The organism is Brachybacterium sp. Marseille-Q7125, assembly GCF_023062615.1.
In the GTDB taxonomy this organism is placed as follows: domain Bacteria; phylum Actinomycetota; class Actinomycetes; order Actinomycetales; family Dermabacteraceae; genus Brachybacterium.
Genome location: NZ_JALLAL010000002.1, coordinates 1 through 16,001 on the forward strand (window position 1 = coordinate 1; position 16,001 = coordinate 16,001).

Annotated in this window: 15 protein-coding genes; 8 read left to right on the forward strand and 7 right to left on the reverse strand. The window is 70.4% G+C overall.

Features of this window, described 5'->3' with window-relative positions; genetic code table 11:
• Nucleotides 1-117: 117 nt before the first annotated feature.
• The 3 genes from MU407_RS00735 to MU407_RS00745 all read left to right on the forward strand — a co-directional run bounded on the left by MU407_RS00735 (nucleotide 118) and on the right by MU407_RS00745 (nucleotide 4,252).
• Complete coding sequence (locus MU407_RS00735; RefSeq protein WP_348647988.1) at nucleotides 118-774, forward strand: response regulator transcription factor; 657 nt, start codon at nucleotides 118-120, stop codon at nucleotides 772-774.
• Between the two features lie 188 nt (nucleotides 775-962).
• A complete protein-coding gene (locus MU407_RS00740; protein ID WP_246954679.1) occupies nucleotides 963-1,757 on the forward strand; it encodes an ABC transporter ATP-binding protein in 795 nt (264 codons plus the stop codon).
• Nucleotides 1,754-4,252 (forward strand): ABC transporter permease, encoded by a 2,499-nt coding sequence (locus MU407_RS00745; RefSeq protein ID WP_246954683.1) that lies wholly within the window; start codon nucleotides 1,754-1,756, stop codon nucleotides 4,250-4,252. The genes MU407_RS00740 and MU407_RS00745 overlap by 4 nt, the downstream gene beginning before the upstream one ends.
• Nucleotides 4,253-4,336: 84 nt before the next feature.
• Here MU407_RS00745 and MU407_RS00750 read toward each other — a convergent pair whose 3' ends face one another.
• Entirely contained in the window at nucleotides 4,337-4,759 is a 423-nt protein-coding gene (locus tag MU407_RS00750; protein ID WP_246954687.1) for a hypothetical protein, read from the reverse strand.
• A gap of 344 nt (nucleotides 4,760-5,103) precedes the next feature.
• On the opposite strand from MU407_RS00750, the gene MU407_RS00755 reads away from it, so the two are divergent.
• Nucleotides 5,104-5,352, forward strand: coding sequence for a WhiB family transcriptional regulator (locus tag MU407_RS00755; RefSeq protein WP_102235098.1), 249 nt, complete (start codon nucleotides 5,104-5,106; stop codon nucleotides 5,350-5,352).
• Nucleotides 5,353-5,517: 165 nt separating this feature from the next.
• Here MU407_RS00755 and MU407_RS00760 read toward each other — a convergent pair whose 3' ends face one another.
• Nucleotides 5,518-7,017, reverse strand: a complete 1,500-nt coding sequence (locus MU407_RS00760) for a PAS domain-containing sensor histidine kinase (protein WP_102235097.1) — start codon at nucleotides 7,015-7,017, stop codon at nucleotides 5,518-5,520.
• Between the two features lie 91 nt (nucleotides 7,018-7,108).
• Between MU407_RS00760 and MU407_RS00765 the strand changes: the two genes are divergently transcribed.
• Nucleotides 7,109-7,618 (forward strand): DUF2505 domain-containing protein, encoded by a 510-nt coding sequence (locus MU407_RS00765; RefSeq protein ID WP_102235096.1) that lies wholly within the window; start codon nucleotides 7,109-7,111, stop codon nucleotides 7,616-7,618.
• 11 nt (nucleotides 7,619-7,629) lie between these two features.
• Here the strand turns inward: MU407_RS00765 and MU407_RS00770 are convergent, their stop codons facing one another.
• The 3 genes from MU407_RS00770 to MU407_RS00780 are packed head-to-tail and all read right to left on the reverse strand — an operon-like array spanning nucleotide 7,630 to nucleotide 9,916.
• Complete coding sequence (locus MU407_RS00770; RefSeq protein WP_102235095.1) at nucleotides 7,630-8,067, reverse strand: hypothetical protein; 438 nt, start codon at nucleotides 8,065-8,067, stop codon at nucleotides 7,630-7,632.
• Between the two features lie 5 nt (nucleotides 8,068-8,072).
• Entirely contained in the window at nucleotides 8,073-9,278 is a 1,206-nt protein-coding gene (locus MU407_RS00775) for a P-loop NTPase (protein WP_102235094.1), read from the reverse strand.
• Complete coding sequence (locus MU407_RS00780) at nucleotides 9,275-9,916, reverse strand: SAF domain-containing protein (protein ID WP_102235093.1); 642 nt, start codon at nucleotides 9,914-9,916, stop codon at nucleotides 9,275-9,277. The genes MU407_RS00775 and MU407_RS00780 overlap by 4 nt, the downstream gene beginning before the upstream one ends.
• 251 nt (nucleotides 9,917-10,167) lie before the next feature.
• On the opposite strand from MU407_RS00780, the gene MU407_RS00785 reads away from it, so the two are divergent.
• Nucleotides 10,168-10,398, forward strand: coding sequence for a helix-turn-helix domain-containing protein (locus MU407_RS00785; RefSeq protein WP_246954690.1), 231 nt, complete (start codon nucleotides 10,168-10,170; stop codon nucleotides 10,396-10,398).
• A 130-nt stretch (nucleotides 10,399-10,528) separates the two neighbouring features.
• Here MU407_RS00785 and MU407_RS00790 read toward each other — a convergent pair whose 3' ends face one another.
• The gene (locus tag MU407_RS00790; RefSeq protein ID WP_102235091.1) at nucleotides 10,529-11,077 is read right to left on the reverse strand and encodes a hypothetical protein; all 549 of its coding nucleotides are present in this window, start codon (nucleotides 11,075-11,077) and stop codon (nucleotides 10,529-10,531) included.
• A 161-nt stretch (nucleotides 11,078-11,238) separates the two neighbouring features.
• Between MU407_RS00790 and MU407_RS00795 the strand changes: the two genes are divergently transcribed.
• On the forward strand, nucleotides 11,239-12,378 hold the full coding sequence (locus MU407_RS00795) for a LysM domain-containing protein (protein WP_146007684.1): 1,140 nt from the start codon (nucleotides 11,239-11,241) through the stop codon (nucleotides 12,376-12,378).
• On the forward strand, nucleotides 12,375-12,782 hold the full coding sequence (locus MU407_RS00800) for an Rv3235 family protein (protein ID WP_233190598.1): 408 nt from the start codon (nucleotides 12,375-12,377) through the stop codon (nucleotides 12,780-12,782). Before MU407_RS00795 ends, MU407_RS00800 begins: the two co-directional genes overlap by 4 nt.
• 4 nt (nucleotides 12,783-12,786) lie before the next feature.
• Here MU407_RS00800 and secA read toward each other — a convergent pair whose 3' ends face one another.
• Entirely contained in the window at nucleotides 12,787-15,759 is a 2,973-nt protein-coding gene (secA, locus tag MU407_RS00805; protein WP_246954692.1) for a preprotein translocase subunit SecA, read from the reverse strand.
• Nucleotides 15,760-16,001 lie beyond the last annotated feature (242 nt).

The following is a 16,001-nucleotide window of genomic DNA, read 5'->3' on the forward strand; positions in this document are numbered from 1 at the left end:
TTGTTCAGTTTTTTTTTGTCAGGCAGAAGACGGCATCCGAAGCCATCCCTGGTCTCGTGGGCTCGGAGATGTGTATAAGGGCCGGCCCCGCCTGCGCGCCCCCTGCGCATCGCCCTGGTGGATGACCAGCAGCTGGTCCGCACCGGTTTCGCGATGGTGATCGACTCGCAGCCCGATATGGACGTCATCGTCCAGGCTTCCGATGGTCGCGAGGCCGTGGATCAGCTGACGCGCCACTGCACCGATGTGGTGCTCATGGATGTGCGCATGCCACAGATGGATGGGATCGAGGCCACCACGCGAATCCTCGAGCTGCTCCCGGCGGAGCGGGCCCCGAAGATCATCGTGCTGACTACGTTCGACCTTGACGAGTATGTCGTTGCGGCGATCCGTGCCGGCGCCTCCGGTTTCCTGCTCAAGGACGCCCCGCCCGAGGATCTGCTGGCAGCGATCCGCACCGTCGACCGTGGCGATGCGGTGATCGCTCCGTCAGCCACCCGCCGCCTGCTGGAACGCGTGGTGACCGCCCCGGAGACCCCAGCCCCGGACACGAGCGCCCTCGAAGCCCTCACCGAGCGCGAGCGGGAGGTGCTGACCCTCATGGGGCGGGGCCTGTCCAATCAGGAGATCAGCGCCGAGCTGTTCGTCGCCGAGGCGACGGTGAAGACCCACGTGGGCCGGGTGCTCGCCAAGCTCGGTGCCCGCGACAGGGTGCAGGCGGTCATCATCGCCTTCGAGACCGGCCTGGTCACGCCTGGGGACACCGGCCGCTGACACGGGGCAGCCGGCCCCGATATCCCCCGGTGGTGCCATCTGCCGCTCCTGTCATACCCCGGTATGACGGGTACGACGGGCAGATCAGCCCGGGGATGGGCCGAACGCGACCGCAGAGGGACGCGCCGGGCAGCCGCTGGGCAGGAGCATCGAGCTCGACCGCTGGAATCGAGCCGAAGGACTCCCCGATGAGCACCCTGCAGCACTCCCCCGACGTCCCCGCCGATCCCTCGCAGCCGGCCAGTCCGGCTCTGCGCGCCCGCGGCGTCACCCGCCGCTACGGCACCGGGGCCGGGGCCGTCACCGCCCTGGACGCCGTGGACCTGGACCTCGCTGCCGGGGCGTTCACCGCGATCATGGGCCCCTCCGGCTCGGGGAAATCCACCCTCATGCACGTGCTGGCCGGTCTGGATGCGGTGGATGAGGGCACGATCCACCTGGAGGGCACGGAGATCACCGCGCTCGGTGACGACGCCCTGACCCGGTTGCGCCGCGACCGTGTGGGCTTCGTGTTCCAGTCCTTCAACCTGCTGCCGATGCTGACCGCCGAGCAGAACATTCTGCTGCCGCTCGAGCTCGCCGGGCGCCGCGCCGATCGCACCTGGCTGATGACGCTCGCCGAAGCCTTCGGCATCGACAAGCGCCTGGATCACCGGCCTTCCCAGCTCTCCGGCGGCCAGATCCAGCGGGTGGCGATCGCCCGGGCGCTGATCACCTCCCCGGCCGTGGTGTTCGCCGATGAGCCCACCGGCAACCTCGACTCGCGCTCCACCGAGGAGGTGCTGGACTTCCTACGCCTGAGCGTGGACGAGTTCGCACAGACCGTGGTGATGGTGACCCATGAGCGCGATGCCGCGGAGCGCGCTGACCGCATCTTGACCCTGGCCGATGGGCGGATCGCCGCCGATGAGGACCTCGCAGCAGGCCGCGCCACGGAGCAGACCTCTCCTCGCACCGCATCGCAGGCGGGTGAGGCCCGATGAGCCGCGCAACCGTACGCCTGACCCCGCTGCGTCGGCATCTCGCCGCGATCATCACCATCGCCATGTCCTGCGGATTCGTCGCCGTGATGGTGCTCGCCGGGGGGCTGATCGAAGCCTCGCTCCGCGCCCAGGCAGCGCAGCGCTTCGAGGGCGCTGACCTCGTGGTCACTCAGGAGCTCAGCGGGGCGGATCTCGGGTCCGAGCAGCCTCTTCCTGCCCCGGCCGTGGACGGCACGACGGAGGTGTGGCCGCTCGTGGAGGACTTCACGATGCTGCGCTCTACAGACCATGAAGCCTTCACCTCCCTCGCGCTCAGCCCGCCCGGCACAGTCCCGCAGCTGGAGCAGGGCCGCACTGCCACAAGGGCCCAGGAGGTGGTGCTCGACCGCGCCCTCGCCGACGCCCTGCACGTGGGCGTCGACGACCAGATCTCCATTCCCGCACAGTTCTCCGTGACCGGGGAGCCACTGGAGCTGACCGTCACCGGCATCGCCGCCCTCCCGCCGGGCGCAGCGTTCGGCGGTGGCGGCAGGATGCTGCTCAGCGAGGTCAACGCCGCCACCGTACTCGGCCCTACCGCGGGCACCACCAGCGGAACCTGGCTCGCGACCGTCGCCGACGGCACCGACCCCGCCCAGGTGGCGCAGCAGGCCCCGGCCGGAATCGAGGTCAGGACCGCGCAGGAGGTGATCACGGAGCAGGCGGACCAGTTCATGCAGGGCATGGCTCCGCTCGCGGCGATCCTCGCCGTCTTCGTGCTGATCGCCCTGTTCACCGCCGCAGTGGTGATCGCCAACACCTTCGCAATCACGATCGCGCAGCGCATCCGCAGCCTCGCCCTGCTGCGCACCGTCGGCGCCACCCGCGCGCAGGTCCGCAGCGTGGTGCTGCGCGAGGCCGCGCTCGTGGGACTGCTCGGCGCGGCGCTCGGCACCCTTGGCGGGCATCTGCTGGTCCAGGCCCTGCTGATCGGCGCCGCTGCCCTGGGCTGGCTGGAGGCGGTCGCCCTGGTGCCCATCTCCGTGCTGTCCATCGTGCTGCCGCTGCTGGCCGGTTTTGTCATCACCCTGTTGGCGAGCCTGGTCCCCGTGCGTGCCGCGACCCGGGTGGCGCCCCTGCAGGCTCTGCGGGCCGAGCCGCCCGCGCGGCGGCGCGGGCCGCGGCTGCGGGAGGTGGCCGGCGGTATCGCCCTACTGACGGGACTGGCCGCCCTCGGGGCAGGAGCGGCGGCGACCACCGGCGGACAGGCCGGGCTCGGGCTGCTGGTCTCGGTGCTCGGCGGCGCGGTGAGCTTTGCTGGAATCCTGCTCGTGCTCATTCCGCTGACGCGACCGCTGTGCGCGCTGTTCGCCGCACTGCTGGGGCGCATCGGTGGTCTGCCCGCCCGGATCGCCGGGGCGAATGTGGCCCGCACCCCGGGGCGCAGCGCTGCGACGATCGCGGCGCTGCTGATCGGCACGACGCTCATGACGATGATGGCCGTCGGCGCCCGTACCGCCGAGACCACCCTCACTGCCGAGCTGGACTCCCGTCGGCCGATAGACATCGTCATCACGGCCCAGCAGATGCCTGAGGGCGCGGCCGCGCAGATCAGTCACATCCGCGGCATCGACACCGTGGTGGACGCTGCCCGGACGGATGTGGAGGTCGGGGCCGAGGAGCCGATGACCCTCTACGCCGTCTCGGGCCCCGATCTCGCGGCGGTGTCCCATCGGCCGGGCGTGGCCGACACCCTCGCTGACGGGGTGGTGGCCATGGGGCTCGAGCGGGCGCAGCGCTTCGGGCTCGAGGGCGGTCAGAGGATCGAGGTGCCCGGAGCCGATGGCAGAGCGGTGCCGTTGACCGTGAGCATCGATGCGAACCTACAGATGTCGCTCGTGACCCCGCAGACCCTCGCGCAGATCACCGGTGATGGGGCGCAGCCGGTGCTGTTGGCCGATCTCGCCGATCCCGGCAGCGCCGCGCGTCAGGACCGCGACGCGGCGGCGGTAGTGCTGGATGTCCAGCAGAAGCTCGAACAGGACGGCTTCAGCGAGGCGAGCGTAACCGCCGGTGTGATCGAACGGGAGACCAACGGGCAGATCCTGCGGATCCTGCTCGGCATCACGGTAGCGCTGCTGGCCGTCGCGGTGCTCGTGGCGCTGGTGGGCGTGGCGAACACGCTGAGCCTCGGTGTGGTCGAGCGCACCGGGGAGAACGCCCTGCTGCGGGCTCTCGGCACCACGCGCGGCCAGATGCGCGCCATGCTCACCTGGGAAGGTGTGCTGCTATCCCTGGTCGGGGCGCTGCTCGGGGTGCTGCTCGGGGCGGTCTACGGAGTGCTGGGCATCATCGCGGTGATGGGCTCCGCTTACCCGGTCGCGATCACGATCCCCTGGCCGCAGCTCGGTCTCGTGCTCGCCCTCGCCCTGGCCGCCGGGGCCCTCGCCTCGGTGCTGCCGGCCCGGACGGCCGCGCGCACGGCACCGGCCGCGGCGCTCGCCGCCCAGGAGTGAGGCACCACCTGCGCGCCTTGCGCACAGACCATCGGCCCCTCGCCTCGCGCGTTCCGTACCGGCGAGGGGCCGATGGCTGGCAGGTCAGTCCGCTCCGGGCAGCGGGGTGGAGCGCACCAGGCGGGTCAGCTGGACAAAGGTCGCGATCGCAAGGGCCAGCGCGATCCCGCCCTGCCAGTACAGACCGCCGCGCAGCATCGACGCTGCCACGAGCGCCTGGAAGAACTGCCAGGTGATCCCGAACCCCAATCCGAAGCGGCCAGAGGCGAGCACCGACCGGGCCGCCAGGCCCGTGGCCGCCGCGAACAGCAGCAGGAACACGGCCAGCGCAATGCCGAAGCGCCCGGCGATCAGCCCGCCGGTGACCGCAACGATGCAGTAGCCCGCGGCGAGGATCAGCACGCCCGTCTCACAGCCCAGCAGGATCGCCGCGACGGGGCGGGTGCGCGGCGACGGGTCTGGGGCATCGGCGGCGGGACGGGGCGAAGCAGAGGGAGCTGGAGCCATGGGGCGCACTGTACCCACGGCGGCGGCGTGTCATCGCCCCGCTGCGGCTGCGCGCTGCAGCATGTGAAGGCGCTGCAGGGCAAGGACCTGGTGGCCGGTCTCACCACTGAGTGGACCCACCGGCCGCCGGTGTGGGAAGTGCCACCCGAGCGGGGCGGGAAGACCCTTGTCGCCGCCGCGGCCGGTCCAGACAATGGGGTGAGCAGCGTTCCGCGGAGTCCCGGGGCATCGCCCCGCCACCGTTGAACGGGCCTGAGAACCGTAGACGCCCCCGATCGGGGAGCGACCCCGTCGCGACGCGCCCATCCGGGCGGGCCGCGACGTCCTGGAAAGAGAGAGTGACGATGGACTGGCGCCACCGTGCCGAGTGCCTCAACCATGATCCCGAGCTGTTCTTCCCCATCGGGAACACCGGACCGGCGATCACGCAGATCCAGGAGGCGAAGGCGGTGTGCCAGAAGTGCGATGTCATGACGGCCTGCCTGAAGTTCGCGCTGGAGACCGGGCAGGATTCCGGTGTGTGGGGCGGCCTGTCCGAGGATGAGCGCCGCTCTCTCAAGCGTCGCAACGCCCGCGCGCGCCGCGCCAGCTGAACCGGCCGCCCTGTGACCTGCTGCGGCATCGCAGCTGCAGCCCGGCATCGCCGATGAACCAGCCCTGACCCGCGCCGCGACGGCGAGCCGCGGCCGGGGGCAGGCCCTGGATGCGGATCAGACGATGATGACGTCCAGACGCTGGTGCGGATCAGATGGTGCGGATCAGACGATGATCGGGTCCAGATAGACCTCGATGACGGCACGGGTGCCGCCACCGGGCCTATCTTCCCAGGTCAGCGTGCCGCCGAGCTGTCCCTGCACGAGGGTCAGGGCAATGTTCGTGCCCAGCCCCGTCGGCTTCTTCGCGCTGCCCATCCCCTCACCGTCATCTTCGATCGCGATGATCAGGTGGGATCCGGTGCGCTCGCTGCGGATCGTGAGCGTCCCACCGGTCGCGGAGAGTCCATGCTCGACCGCATTGGTCGCCAGCTCCGTCACGACGAGCGCGAGCGGCGTCGCCTCCTCGGCGCGGATCGGCCCCACCCGCCCGATCTTCTCCGTGCGCACCTCGACCTGCGCCTCGGTGATCTGGGGGGTTCCGGCCCGGTGGACGGTAGCGCTCGCCGCGTCCACGGCGAGGCGCAGGCAACGATCGATCACCTCATCGAAATGGACGGCCTCCTGCGAGGAACCCTGCAGCAGAGACTCGTGGACCAGTGCGATCGTGGAGACGCGCCGCATCGCCTCGGTGAGGGCCTCGCGCGCCTCATCGGTCTTCATCCGGCGCGACTGCATCCGCAGCAGCGCCGCCACGGTCTGCAGATTGTTCTTCACCCGATGGTGGACCTCGCGGATGGTGGCGTCCTTGGTGATCAGCTCCCGTTCCCGACGCCGCAGCTCTGTCACATCCCGCACCAGCAGGATCGCTCCGCGCCGCTGCCCCGCGGTGGTGAGCGGCACGGCTCGCAGCGAGAGCGTCCCGCCCCGAGCCTGCATGTCCGAGCGCCAGGCCGCCCGTCCCATGAGCACCAGCGGCAGGGACTCATCCACCGGGCTGCGTGACTGCAGCACGCCGGTGCACACCTCCGCCAGGAGCACGCCCTCCAGATCCCCGGCGATGCCGAAACGGTGAAAGGCCGAACGGGCATTGGGCGAGGCCCACTGCACCGTGCCCTCGGCGTCGAGCTCGACCACGCCATCACCCACTCGCGGAGCGCCGCGGCGCGGCGGGATCGGCGCCCCCTCGATGGGGAATGCGCCGGCAGCGAGCATGCGCAGCAGATGCTCGCCCAGCGCCCGCTGACGCTGCTCGCTGGTGGACGGAGCGCTCTCCCGCACGGGGCATTCCGCGGCCAGCACCGCGAGGTTCTGTCCCTGCTTGCATACCGGCACCATCACCCCCTCGGCCGGGCGTCCCTCCCGCTCGATGGAGTGGACGGTGAAGTCCGGGGCGGCGCCGTCCAGGAGATGCTCGATCCGCTCGCGACCCTGCTCGGTGATCGGGCTCACGCCCACCGGGTCCTCGTAATACACGGTGGAGCCAGTGGCGGGGCGGCAGTGCGCGACCGCCATCGGGCCCTGCTCCCCGCGGATCCACAGCACGAGGTCCGCACGCAGCAGGTCTGACAGCAGGTTCCAGTCGCCCACCAGATGCTGCAGCCAGTCCTCCTGCTGCTCAGTCAGCACAGGGGTGTCGGAGAGTAACTTGGACAGGCTCGGCATGGCACCAGGATAGGGGCCGTGCGCAGGGGCGGCGACGCGCTGGCGGATGCCGCACTCCCCTAGGCTGATGCTTCTCGGAGGAAGGACACCCATGAAGCTGAACGAGACCCTCACGCTGCCGCTGAGCGCTCAGGGCGCCGCCGCGATGTACGCAGATCCCCAGTACCCGCAGTTCCGGGCGCGGACGCTCGGGGCCACCGCCGCGTCCTCCACGGTGGAGGGGGATCCGCAGCAGGGCCCCTTCACCGTGCGCACGGAGCTGACGCTGCCCACCGACCGGGTGCCGGACATGGTGCGGAAGTTCGTCGGGCAGACGGTTACGGTGCGGGAGACCCAGGGGTGGTCCGCCGCGGAGTCCGGGGGAGCACGCACCGGAACGATGTCGATCGAGGTGGTGGGCACCCCCGCCTCGATGACCGCGGATCTGCGCCTGGCTCCCACGGGAACGAGATCCTCCACGGTGAGCATCGACGGGGACCTGGTAGCGAAGGTTCCGCTGCTCGGGCCGCGGCTGGAGAAGGCCGCGGTACCGTACGTCTCGACGGTGCTGCGCGCCGAAGAGCGCTCCGCGGCCGCCTACCGGGAGGCGCAGGGCAACTGACGGCCGACGGGTCAGTGGCGAGCGTCGAGGTAGGCGAGAGCCTCAGGACCCTCGCTGATGTCGAACCACAGCAGGGCAGGGTCCGTGTCATCGGCCGCGGCTGCGGCGGCATCCAGCTCGGTGACGTGCATGCTGGCCAGGCGCGCGCTGGTCATCTCTGTGAGCTGCACGCCGAAGGCCCCGCCGTCCTCTGCAGTGTCGAGGGCGCTGCCGGGAACATCGGCGGCGATCACAAGCGCCCGCGATGTCGGGTCCGCTGCCTGCAGAGCCACATGCACCGCGTCCTGCAGCGCGTCGTACTCGAGGTCTTCTTCATCGGTACCCGGCCGGTCCTGGCGGGCCGTCTGCGTCACCGCCCAGGCCGCACGACCTGTCTCCAGCTCGAGTCGGCCCTGTGCGGACTGGAGGGTCTCGCGGTCGGTGGGCTGCAGCGGCAGGTAGATCCTCATGCCGCTCATCCTCTCACTGCCTGAGCTGCCGCGCCCTGCACCGCCGGCGAGGCGGCGATATCCCGCAGGCCGCGACGCAGGGCGCTGCGCGGTGCGCTCTCGCTCAGCAGCGCTCCATCCCACGCGGCGGCCCGGCACACGGCGGGGTCATCGGGCAGCAGGTTGAGCGATGCCAGCGGCAGGCGGGACGCGATGAGCTCGCGCACCCGCTCCCCCGGCACGGGGGCTCCCACGCGGTTGACCACGACATGCAGCTCCCGCACCCCGATCTCCTGCAGGCGGGCATGATCGCGCAGCAAGCGGGTGATGGAGACCGGGTCTGCGGTGACCACGGCCAGCACCGCGTCCGCGTGCGCGAGCGCGCTGATCGCTGCGGCATTGCGCTGCGGGGCGGCAGTGTCGTAGCTGAGCTCCTCGTCCTCCTCGAGCACCGCGGCGACGTCCACCACCACCAGGCCCCCGCGGCGGGCCAGCACCGGCCACAGGCCGTCCACGGCGGTGCGACGCACCTCTGCCCAGCGCCCCGGCACGCCGATGCCGCTGAGCAGACGCAGACGTGGCTGGACCATGGGCAGCAGCGACTCGAGGGTCGCCGCATCGAGCGTGTCGCGGTCCTGCGCCCGGCAGGCAGCGACCAGGCCCGGCGCCTCATCCAGCACGCCGAGCATCTGGCTCTGCGCAGGTCCGTATGTATCGGCATCCACCAGGACCGTCTCGGTCCCGGCGAGCGCTGCCTCCGCCGCGAGGTTCACGGCGATGGTGGAGCGGCCGGGCGCTCCCGTCGGCCCCCATACCGCGATGATCCGGCCCGCTGACGCCTCATCGACCGCGGTCTCCTGGGCTCTCGTCGGGGCGGTGTCTGCACCGTCTCCGGCCAGGGCGGCCGCGGCGGCGCGCAGGATCTCGTCGACCGGGGCGGTCACCGGCACCACATGACGCAGGCCAAGGGTGGTGGTCTCGCCGTCCTGCTCATGCTGCAGCCCCACGACGGCGCTCTCGCGCAGCAGTGCGCTCAGCGCGTCCCGTCCGAGCCCTTTGACGGTCAGGTCGATCAGCACCACATCGCCGATGCCGGCTGAGCTGACCGCGAGCGTCTCCGCGAGGTCCGCGCAGCGGCGCACCACGCGGGCGGGGCGCGAGCGGTCCTGGGCGAGGTCGTGGACGATGCGGACCTCGTCGCTGCCCGATGCGCACAGCACGATGTCGATCACGGTGCGACCTCATGCGCTCCGGGCACGCCGATGACATCCAGCCGCTCATCCTGGGCGAGGACCTCGAGAACAGCGGCGACATCACCGACAGGGACCAGCACCTCCACGGCCATCGAGCGCATGCCCAGGGAGCTGCCCTCATCGATCCGGCGCACGACGGCCTCCTCGACCAGCAGGCGCGCCTGGCCGGGGGCGCCGTCGGCGCTCTCATCGGCGGTGTGCCACAGCTCCACTTGGGCGCCCGGGGTGACCGATTCGGCAACGGTGCGATCCACCGGGATCACGACGGGCCGCAGCGGCACATCGGCCGGCTGGCCCACCGCGGACCGCGGCAACAGCTCACCGGACCTGATCGTGGTCGTGGCCACGGCCCCCTCGGGGACGGCGGAGAGCGTCCCGACGTACAGCTCTTCCTGCTCGCCCAGTCGCAGCTCCACCTCGGTGAGGTCCGCCTCGGCGATGACATCCCCGGGAACGATCGGGGAGGCCGCCACCAGAACCGTGGTGGTGGCCGAGAGGCGACCCACCAGGAGCGCACCCAGCAGCACGCTCGCCAGAACCAGCACGATCCCCACCAGCAGACGCGGATCTCGCCACCGCGGTCTGCGCAGCCTCATCACCGGTGCGCTGCTCGTCACGGTCTGCTCCCCTCTGCGTGCACTGTCTGCTCCGCGGTCCGTGGTCATGCGCCCCGGTCCCCTGCGACCGGGATCTGCAGGGAGGCTACGACAGCGTCGCCGCCGACGGGGCCCGGACGTCGCGATTGTGGATAACTCGGGTCTCACGGGCCGGGCGACGCGCGTTATCCACAAGGTGCCGCGGCCGCTGGCGCACAGATGCGAGACTGGGGGCTGTTCACCGCTGGTGTGTCCGACCGGAAGGATCGTCGATGGCGCCCCGCTTCGTCCCACTCTCCGATGTGGCTGAGATGCTGTCCATCTCCGCCACACAGGCCTATGCGCTCGTGCGCTCCGGGGAGCTGCGTGCCATCAAGGTCGGCGGGCGCGGGCAGTGGCGCGTCGAGGACACCGAGATCGAGTCCTACATCCAGCGCCGCTATGAGGCGACCGCCCGGATGGTCGAGGAGGAGCGCGCGAACGCGCAGACCACCGAGGCCTGAGCACCACGCGGTCCGTCCGCGCCGAGCGCCGTACCCGCCCGATTCCGAGCGCCTGCGAACCACCTCATGGCAAAGGTCGCCCGGTTCTGCGCTGCATCGTCCTAGCCCGATCGTGCTGCCGGGCGGGAGATCACTGCAGCAGCAGGGCTCGCAGCGCAGGCAGCGGCACCGTGACCCGCGTAGAGCCGGGCACCAGCGTGCTCTCCCCCGTGGGCAGCGTGTGCAGGTCCAGGGCATCGGCTCCCACTGTGGAAAGGCGTCCGGTCATCATCCCCGCAGCGGTGTGCATGCGCACGATGCTGCGATCCCGCGCCACCTCGCGCAGCAGGGATCCGAGCGAGCGCGGTGAGAGCACGGATTCCGTCTCCGGTCGCGCTCGGACCGGCAGTCCGAGGACCAGGCTGATGCTGTGCAGCGGAATGATCGCCCGCTCGGGTGCTGACCGGGTCCCCTGCAGCAGGAGCCAGTCGGGCCCCAGCTCGTCCACCTGACCGATCAGTCGCAGGTCCGCACCCAGGTGCAACGTCAGCGGCGCATCCCCGGCGCCACGGAGGCGGTCGGCGAGGGTGACCTGGGCGCGCTCGGCGCGGCCGAGCTCTTCGGAGACGGCCCTCATCTCTTCGTCCTCGTGGTGCGCGAAGCGTGCCTCGAGGTCCTCGAACATCCTGTCGAACCGCATGGCATCACTGTAGGCCGCACCCTCCAGGACCGAACCAAGCCCCTCAGATGCTGACGGACTGTTGCATTGACGCGTGATCGGCACTACATTCCCCAACAGAGCGTCACTCATCATCAAACTGCATCAAACAACACGATCGGGTGTTGGGGTTAGGGGCCGAGATGCCGACGAAGGACGACCGACGACCGCATCCACTGGCGATGGCGGGCGGAGCGCTGCTCGCCGCTGCGGGCGGTGCTGCGATGGCACGCGGAGCCGTGCGCCTGCTGCAGGATGCGAGCTCAGCGCCGCCCACGGAGCAGCTCTTCGGGTGGGTGCTCGCCGCCGTGGGGGCTGCCGGCACGGTGCTGTGTCTGTACCTCGCGGCGATCTGGGCACTCGCGGCCATCGCGCTCAGCCTGGGACCGGCCGCCCGCGGCGGGCGCCTGGCCGTGCGCGCATTGCGCGTGCTCGCGCCCCGTCTGGCACGCCGCATCACCTGCACCGCAGCCGTAGCGACCACCGCGACCGCCCTGGTGCTGGCGCCGGCCACCGCCGCCGAATCGGAGCCACCGCAGCCTCCAGCGAATTCCTGGTCCTCGACCAGCAGCGATCTGACCGGTACCGATGCACCGGAGCATCCGGCGCCGACGAGCCCGGCCCCGGCCGAGACCACGGAGCCGGAGACAGAGCAGCCTTCGCCCCGTGAGGGGTCAGCACCGGCCGATGGGAATACGTCGGCCGATGACGACGCCCCGGCCGACGGGGATGCGGCGACCGACGACGGGCAGTTGCCGCCGCTGGGCTGGGAGGAGCCAGAGCCATCGACCGCACAGCCGGATCAGCCCGGCAAGTCTGCTCCGTCCGATGCTGAGCAGCCCAGCGAACCTGCTGGATCCGACGAGTCCGAGCCGCCCGCAGAGTCTGAGCAGCCTGCTGAGTCTGAGCAACCTGCCGAGCCTGGGGACGCTGCGCCGCCGGTGCGGTCCGGGCCCTCCACTGCGTCATCGCAGCCAGGGAGCTCTGAGGCGCCTGCAGAGCCTGCCCAGGAGCCCGCAGCGCCCGCGAACCCCAAGAACGCAGCGGCCAAGAGTGGTGAGGGCGCGCATCCGCCCCGCGTGATCGTGGTCGCCGAGGGCGACTCCCTGTGGAGCATCGCCGATGACCTGCTGGGCCCGGGTCCAGATCCTGCCGCGGACATCTCCGCCCTGTGGCCCCTGCTGTACGAGACCAACCGGGACGTGATCGGGGATGATCCCGACCTGCTGCTCCCGGGCCAGAAACTGACCGTCCCCGCCGGGGACATCCAGGAGGACCGATGAGCACCACCGACCAGCGTTCCCTGACCGAGATCGAGCAGCCTGTTGGCCTGCGCTGCGGCGCGAGCAGTCCCGAGATGGTCCAGCAGCTCGTCGCGCCCGTCGCCCGGCGGGCCGTGGAGATCGTGCGCGATATGTGCCCGCCCACAGCGCTATCGCGCCTGGTGACCCCGGAGGTGGGGCTGCATCTGGCGCAGCGTGCAGCGCTGACTCGGCGTCTGCGGGCGGCGACCGGTCACGCCCCGACCCGGCGCCTGGAGGTCACCGGGGTGCGCACCTGCGTGGTCTCCGACCGTGCGGTGGAGGCCAGCTGCGTGCTGCGCGAGGTGGACCGCTCCCGCTTCCTTGCCATGCGCTGGGAGCTGCGGCACTCCGGCTGGCGCGTGACCGTGCTGGAGATCGGCTGACCGCTCAGCGGCGGCGCCGACGACGTGCCGCCCGCCGCTGCGCCCGATTGGCCGCCTCCTCCTGCGGTGCGCCCTCGGGCTTATCGGACACCGTGCGAGAGGCCGCGGATCCACCACGGGCCTGCCAGCGGCGCTCCTTGCGCGAGAGCGTGCTCGAATCCTGTACCCCGCTGCTTTCGGCCGAGGAGTAGCGCAGCTGCCGTTCATCCGGGCCGTCATCCAGCCCCTTGGCGCGCAGCACCACCGAGTTTTCCTCATCCATCGACTCGCTCGCGGTCTGCTCCGCCTCCGCCGCGTCCGAATCCTGCGCAGCCTTCTGCGAAGCGTCCTGTGCAGCGTCATCCGCGGTCGAGGTGCTACCGGAGTCGGCATTGTCCGCGTCGCCCGCTTCCTGCGCAGCCCCTGCTGCGCCGCCGACCTTCGTCGCCGCGGACTTCAGCAGATCGCTCACGGCCTTGGGCACCACGGACTGCGGCTTCTCGACCTGGACCTCGAGGTGGTAGACGTAGCCGACCACGTCCTCCTTCACCCCGGCGGTCATGTCGTTGAACATGAGGTGGCCTTCGCGCTCGTACTCGATGAGCGGGTCGCGCTGCGCCATCGCTCGCAGGCCGATGCCCTCCTTGAGGTAGTCCATCTCGTAGAGGTGCTCACGCCAGCGACGGTCCATGACCGACAGCAGCACGCGGCGCTGCAGCTGGTGCAGGGCGTCCTCCCCCAGCTCCTCGCGGCGCTGCTCGTAGGCGACCTCGGCATCGGCCAGGATCTCCTCGCGCAGCATCGCCGCATCGAGATTCTCCTTGCCACCGGCCTCCTCGATGAGCTCCTCAGCGGTCAGCGAGATCGGGTAGGCCGGACGCAGGGCGCCCCACAGCTCCTCGAGGTCCACGTCCTCGGCGGGCTTGCCGCGGGTGTGCTCATCGATCGTGCCGCCCAGGACCTCTTCGATGAACCGCTGGATGTGGGGGTCCAGGTCCTCGCCCTCGAGGATGCGGGCGCGCTCGTCGTAGAACTTCTTGCGCTGCTTGGTCAGCACGTCGTCATACTTCAGGACGTTCTTCCGGATCTCCGCATTGCGCGATTCGATCGAGTTCTGGGCGCGCTGGATCGCGCCGGAGACCATGCGGCCGGTCAGCGGGATCGACTCATCCACCCCGCCGCGGGCCAGCAGCTGCTCGGCCGCCCCGGCGTTGAACAGCCGCATCAGGTCATCCTGCAGCGACAGGTAGAAGCGGGACTCCCCCGGGTCGCCCTGGCGACCGGAACGGCCGCGCAGCTGGTTGTCGATGCGGCGCGATTCGTGACGCTCGGTGCCCAGCACGTACAGCCCGCCGAGTGCGGCCACCTCGTCATGGTCGTCCTCGACCTGCGTCTTGGCGCGCTCGAGCTCCTCATCCCAGGCCTGCTCGTACGCCTCGGGGTCCTCCTCGGCATCCAGGCCGCGCTTCTCCAGCGCCGCGTGGGCCATGAACTCGACGTTGCCGCCCAGCATGATGTCGGTGCCGCGGCCGGCCATGTTCGTCGCCACGGTGACGGCGCCCTTGGCCCCGGCCATCGCGACGATCCCGGCCTCCTGGGCGTGGTTCTTGGCGTTGAGCACCTCATGCGGAACGCCCTGCTTCTTCAGCAGTCCGGAGAGGTACTCGGATTTCTCCACGCTCGTGGTGCCCACCAGCACCGGCTGGCCGGTCTCGTGCCGTTCGACGATGTCCTCGACGACCGCGTCGAACTTCGCTTTCTCGGTGCGATAGATCCGGTCCGGCTGATCCTCGCGGATCATCGCGCGGTGCGTGGGGATGGGGACCACGCCGAGCTTGTAGGTGTTCATGAACTCGGCGGCCTCGGTCTCCGCGGTGCCGGTCATTCCGGAGAGCTTGTCGTAGAGCTTGAAGTAGTTCTGGAGGGTGATCGTGGCCAGGGTCTGGTTCTCAGCCTTGATCTTCACCCCCTCCTTGGCCTCGATGGCCTGGTGCATGCCCTCGTTGTAGCGGCGACCGGCGAGGATACGACCGGTGTGCTCATCGACGATCATCACTTCGCCGTTGAGGACCACGTAGTCCTTGTCCCGCTTGAACAGCTCCTTGGCCTTGATGGAGTTGTTCAGAAAGCCGATCAGCGGAGTGTTGAGCGACTCGTACAGGTTCTCGATGCCGAGGTGATCCTCGACCTTGTCGATCCCGGACTCCAGCACGCCCACGGTGCGCTTCTTCTCATCGACCTCGTAGTCGCGGTCGCGCCGCAGGAGCTTGGCAACCTTCGCGAACTCGGCGAACCACTTGTTGGCATCCCCGGAGCCGGGTCCGGAGATGATCAGCGGGGTACGGGCCTCGTCGATGAGGATCGAGTCCACCTCGTCGACGATGGCGAAGAAATGCCCGCGCTGGACCCGGTCCTCGGGCTTGAGGGCCATGTTGTCGCGCAGGTAGTCGAAGCCGAACTCGTTGTTGGTGCCGTAGGTGATGTCCGCGTTGTACTGCTCGCGGCGCTCGGCGGGGCTCATCCCGGAGGAGATCACGCCGGTGGACAGACCCAGGGCACGGAACACGCGGCCCATGAGGTCGGACTGGTAGGTGGCCAGGTAGTCGTTGACGGTGACGATGTGCACGCCCTTGCCGGCGAGCGCGTTGAGGTAGGCCGGGAGGGTGGCGACCAGGGTCTTGCCCTCACCGGTCTTCATCTCCGCGATGCGGCCGCGATGCAGGGCCGCCCCACCCATCACCTGCACGTCGTAGGGGCGCTGGCCCAGGGTCCGACGGGCGGCTTCGCGCACGGCGGCGAAGGCTTCGACCTGGATGTCATCCAGGGTCTCGCCGTCCTCCAGCCGCTCCTTGAAGCGCGTGGTCTCCTCGCGCAGCTCCTCGTCGGTCAGCTCGGTGAAGACGTCCTCTGCCTCGCCCACGCGGCGGGCGATGACCTCCAGCCGCCGCCGTTCCCGACCTTCGCCGGCGCGCAGGATCCTGTCGAAGAGGTTGACCACTCGTGCTCCCGTTGGTGTTGGTGCCGCCGCGGACGGCGGGGAATGCCTGCCCCATCGTACGGGTCGATGTGGCGCGGTTCGTCAGGCTGCGCCGAGCCTCACGTCACGCGGGGCTGAGCCTCGCGCCGCAGTGGGCTGAAGCGCGCCACGGTGAACTGTGCGGCGTGGGCCTATGCGGCGCGGAACTGTGCGGCGTGCCGCGCCGGTGCGTCGGCGCTGCACAGTGCGGGGCGGGAGAGGCG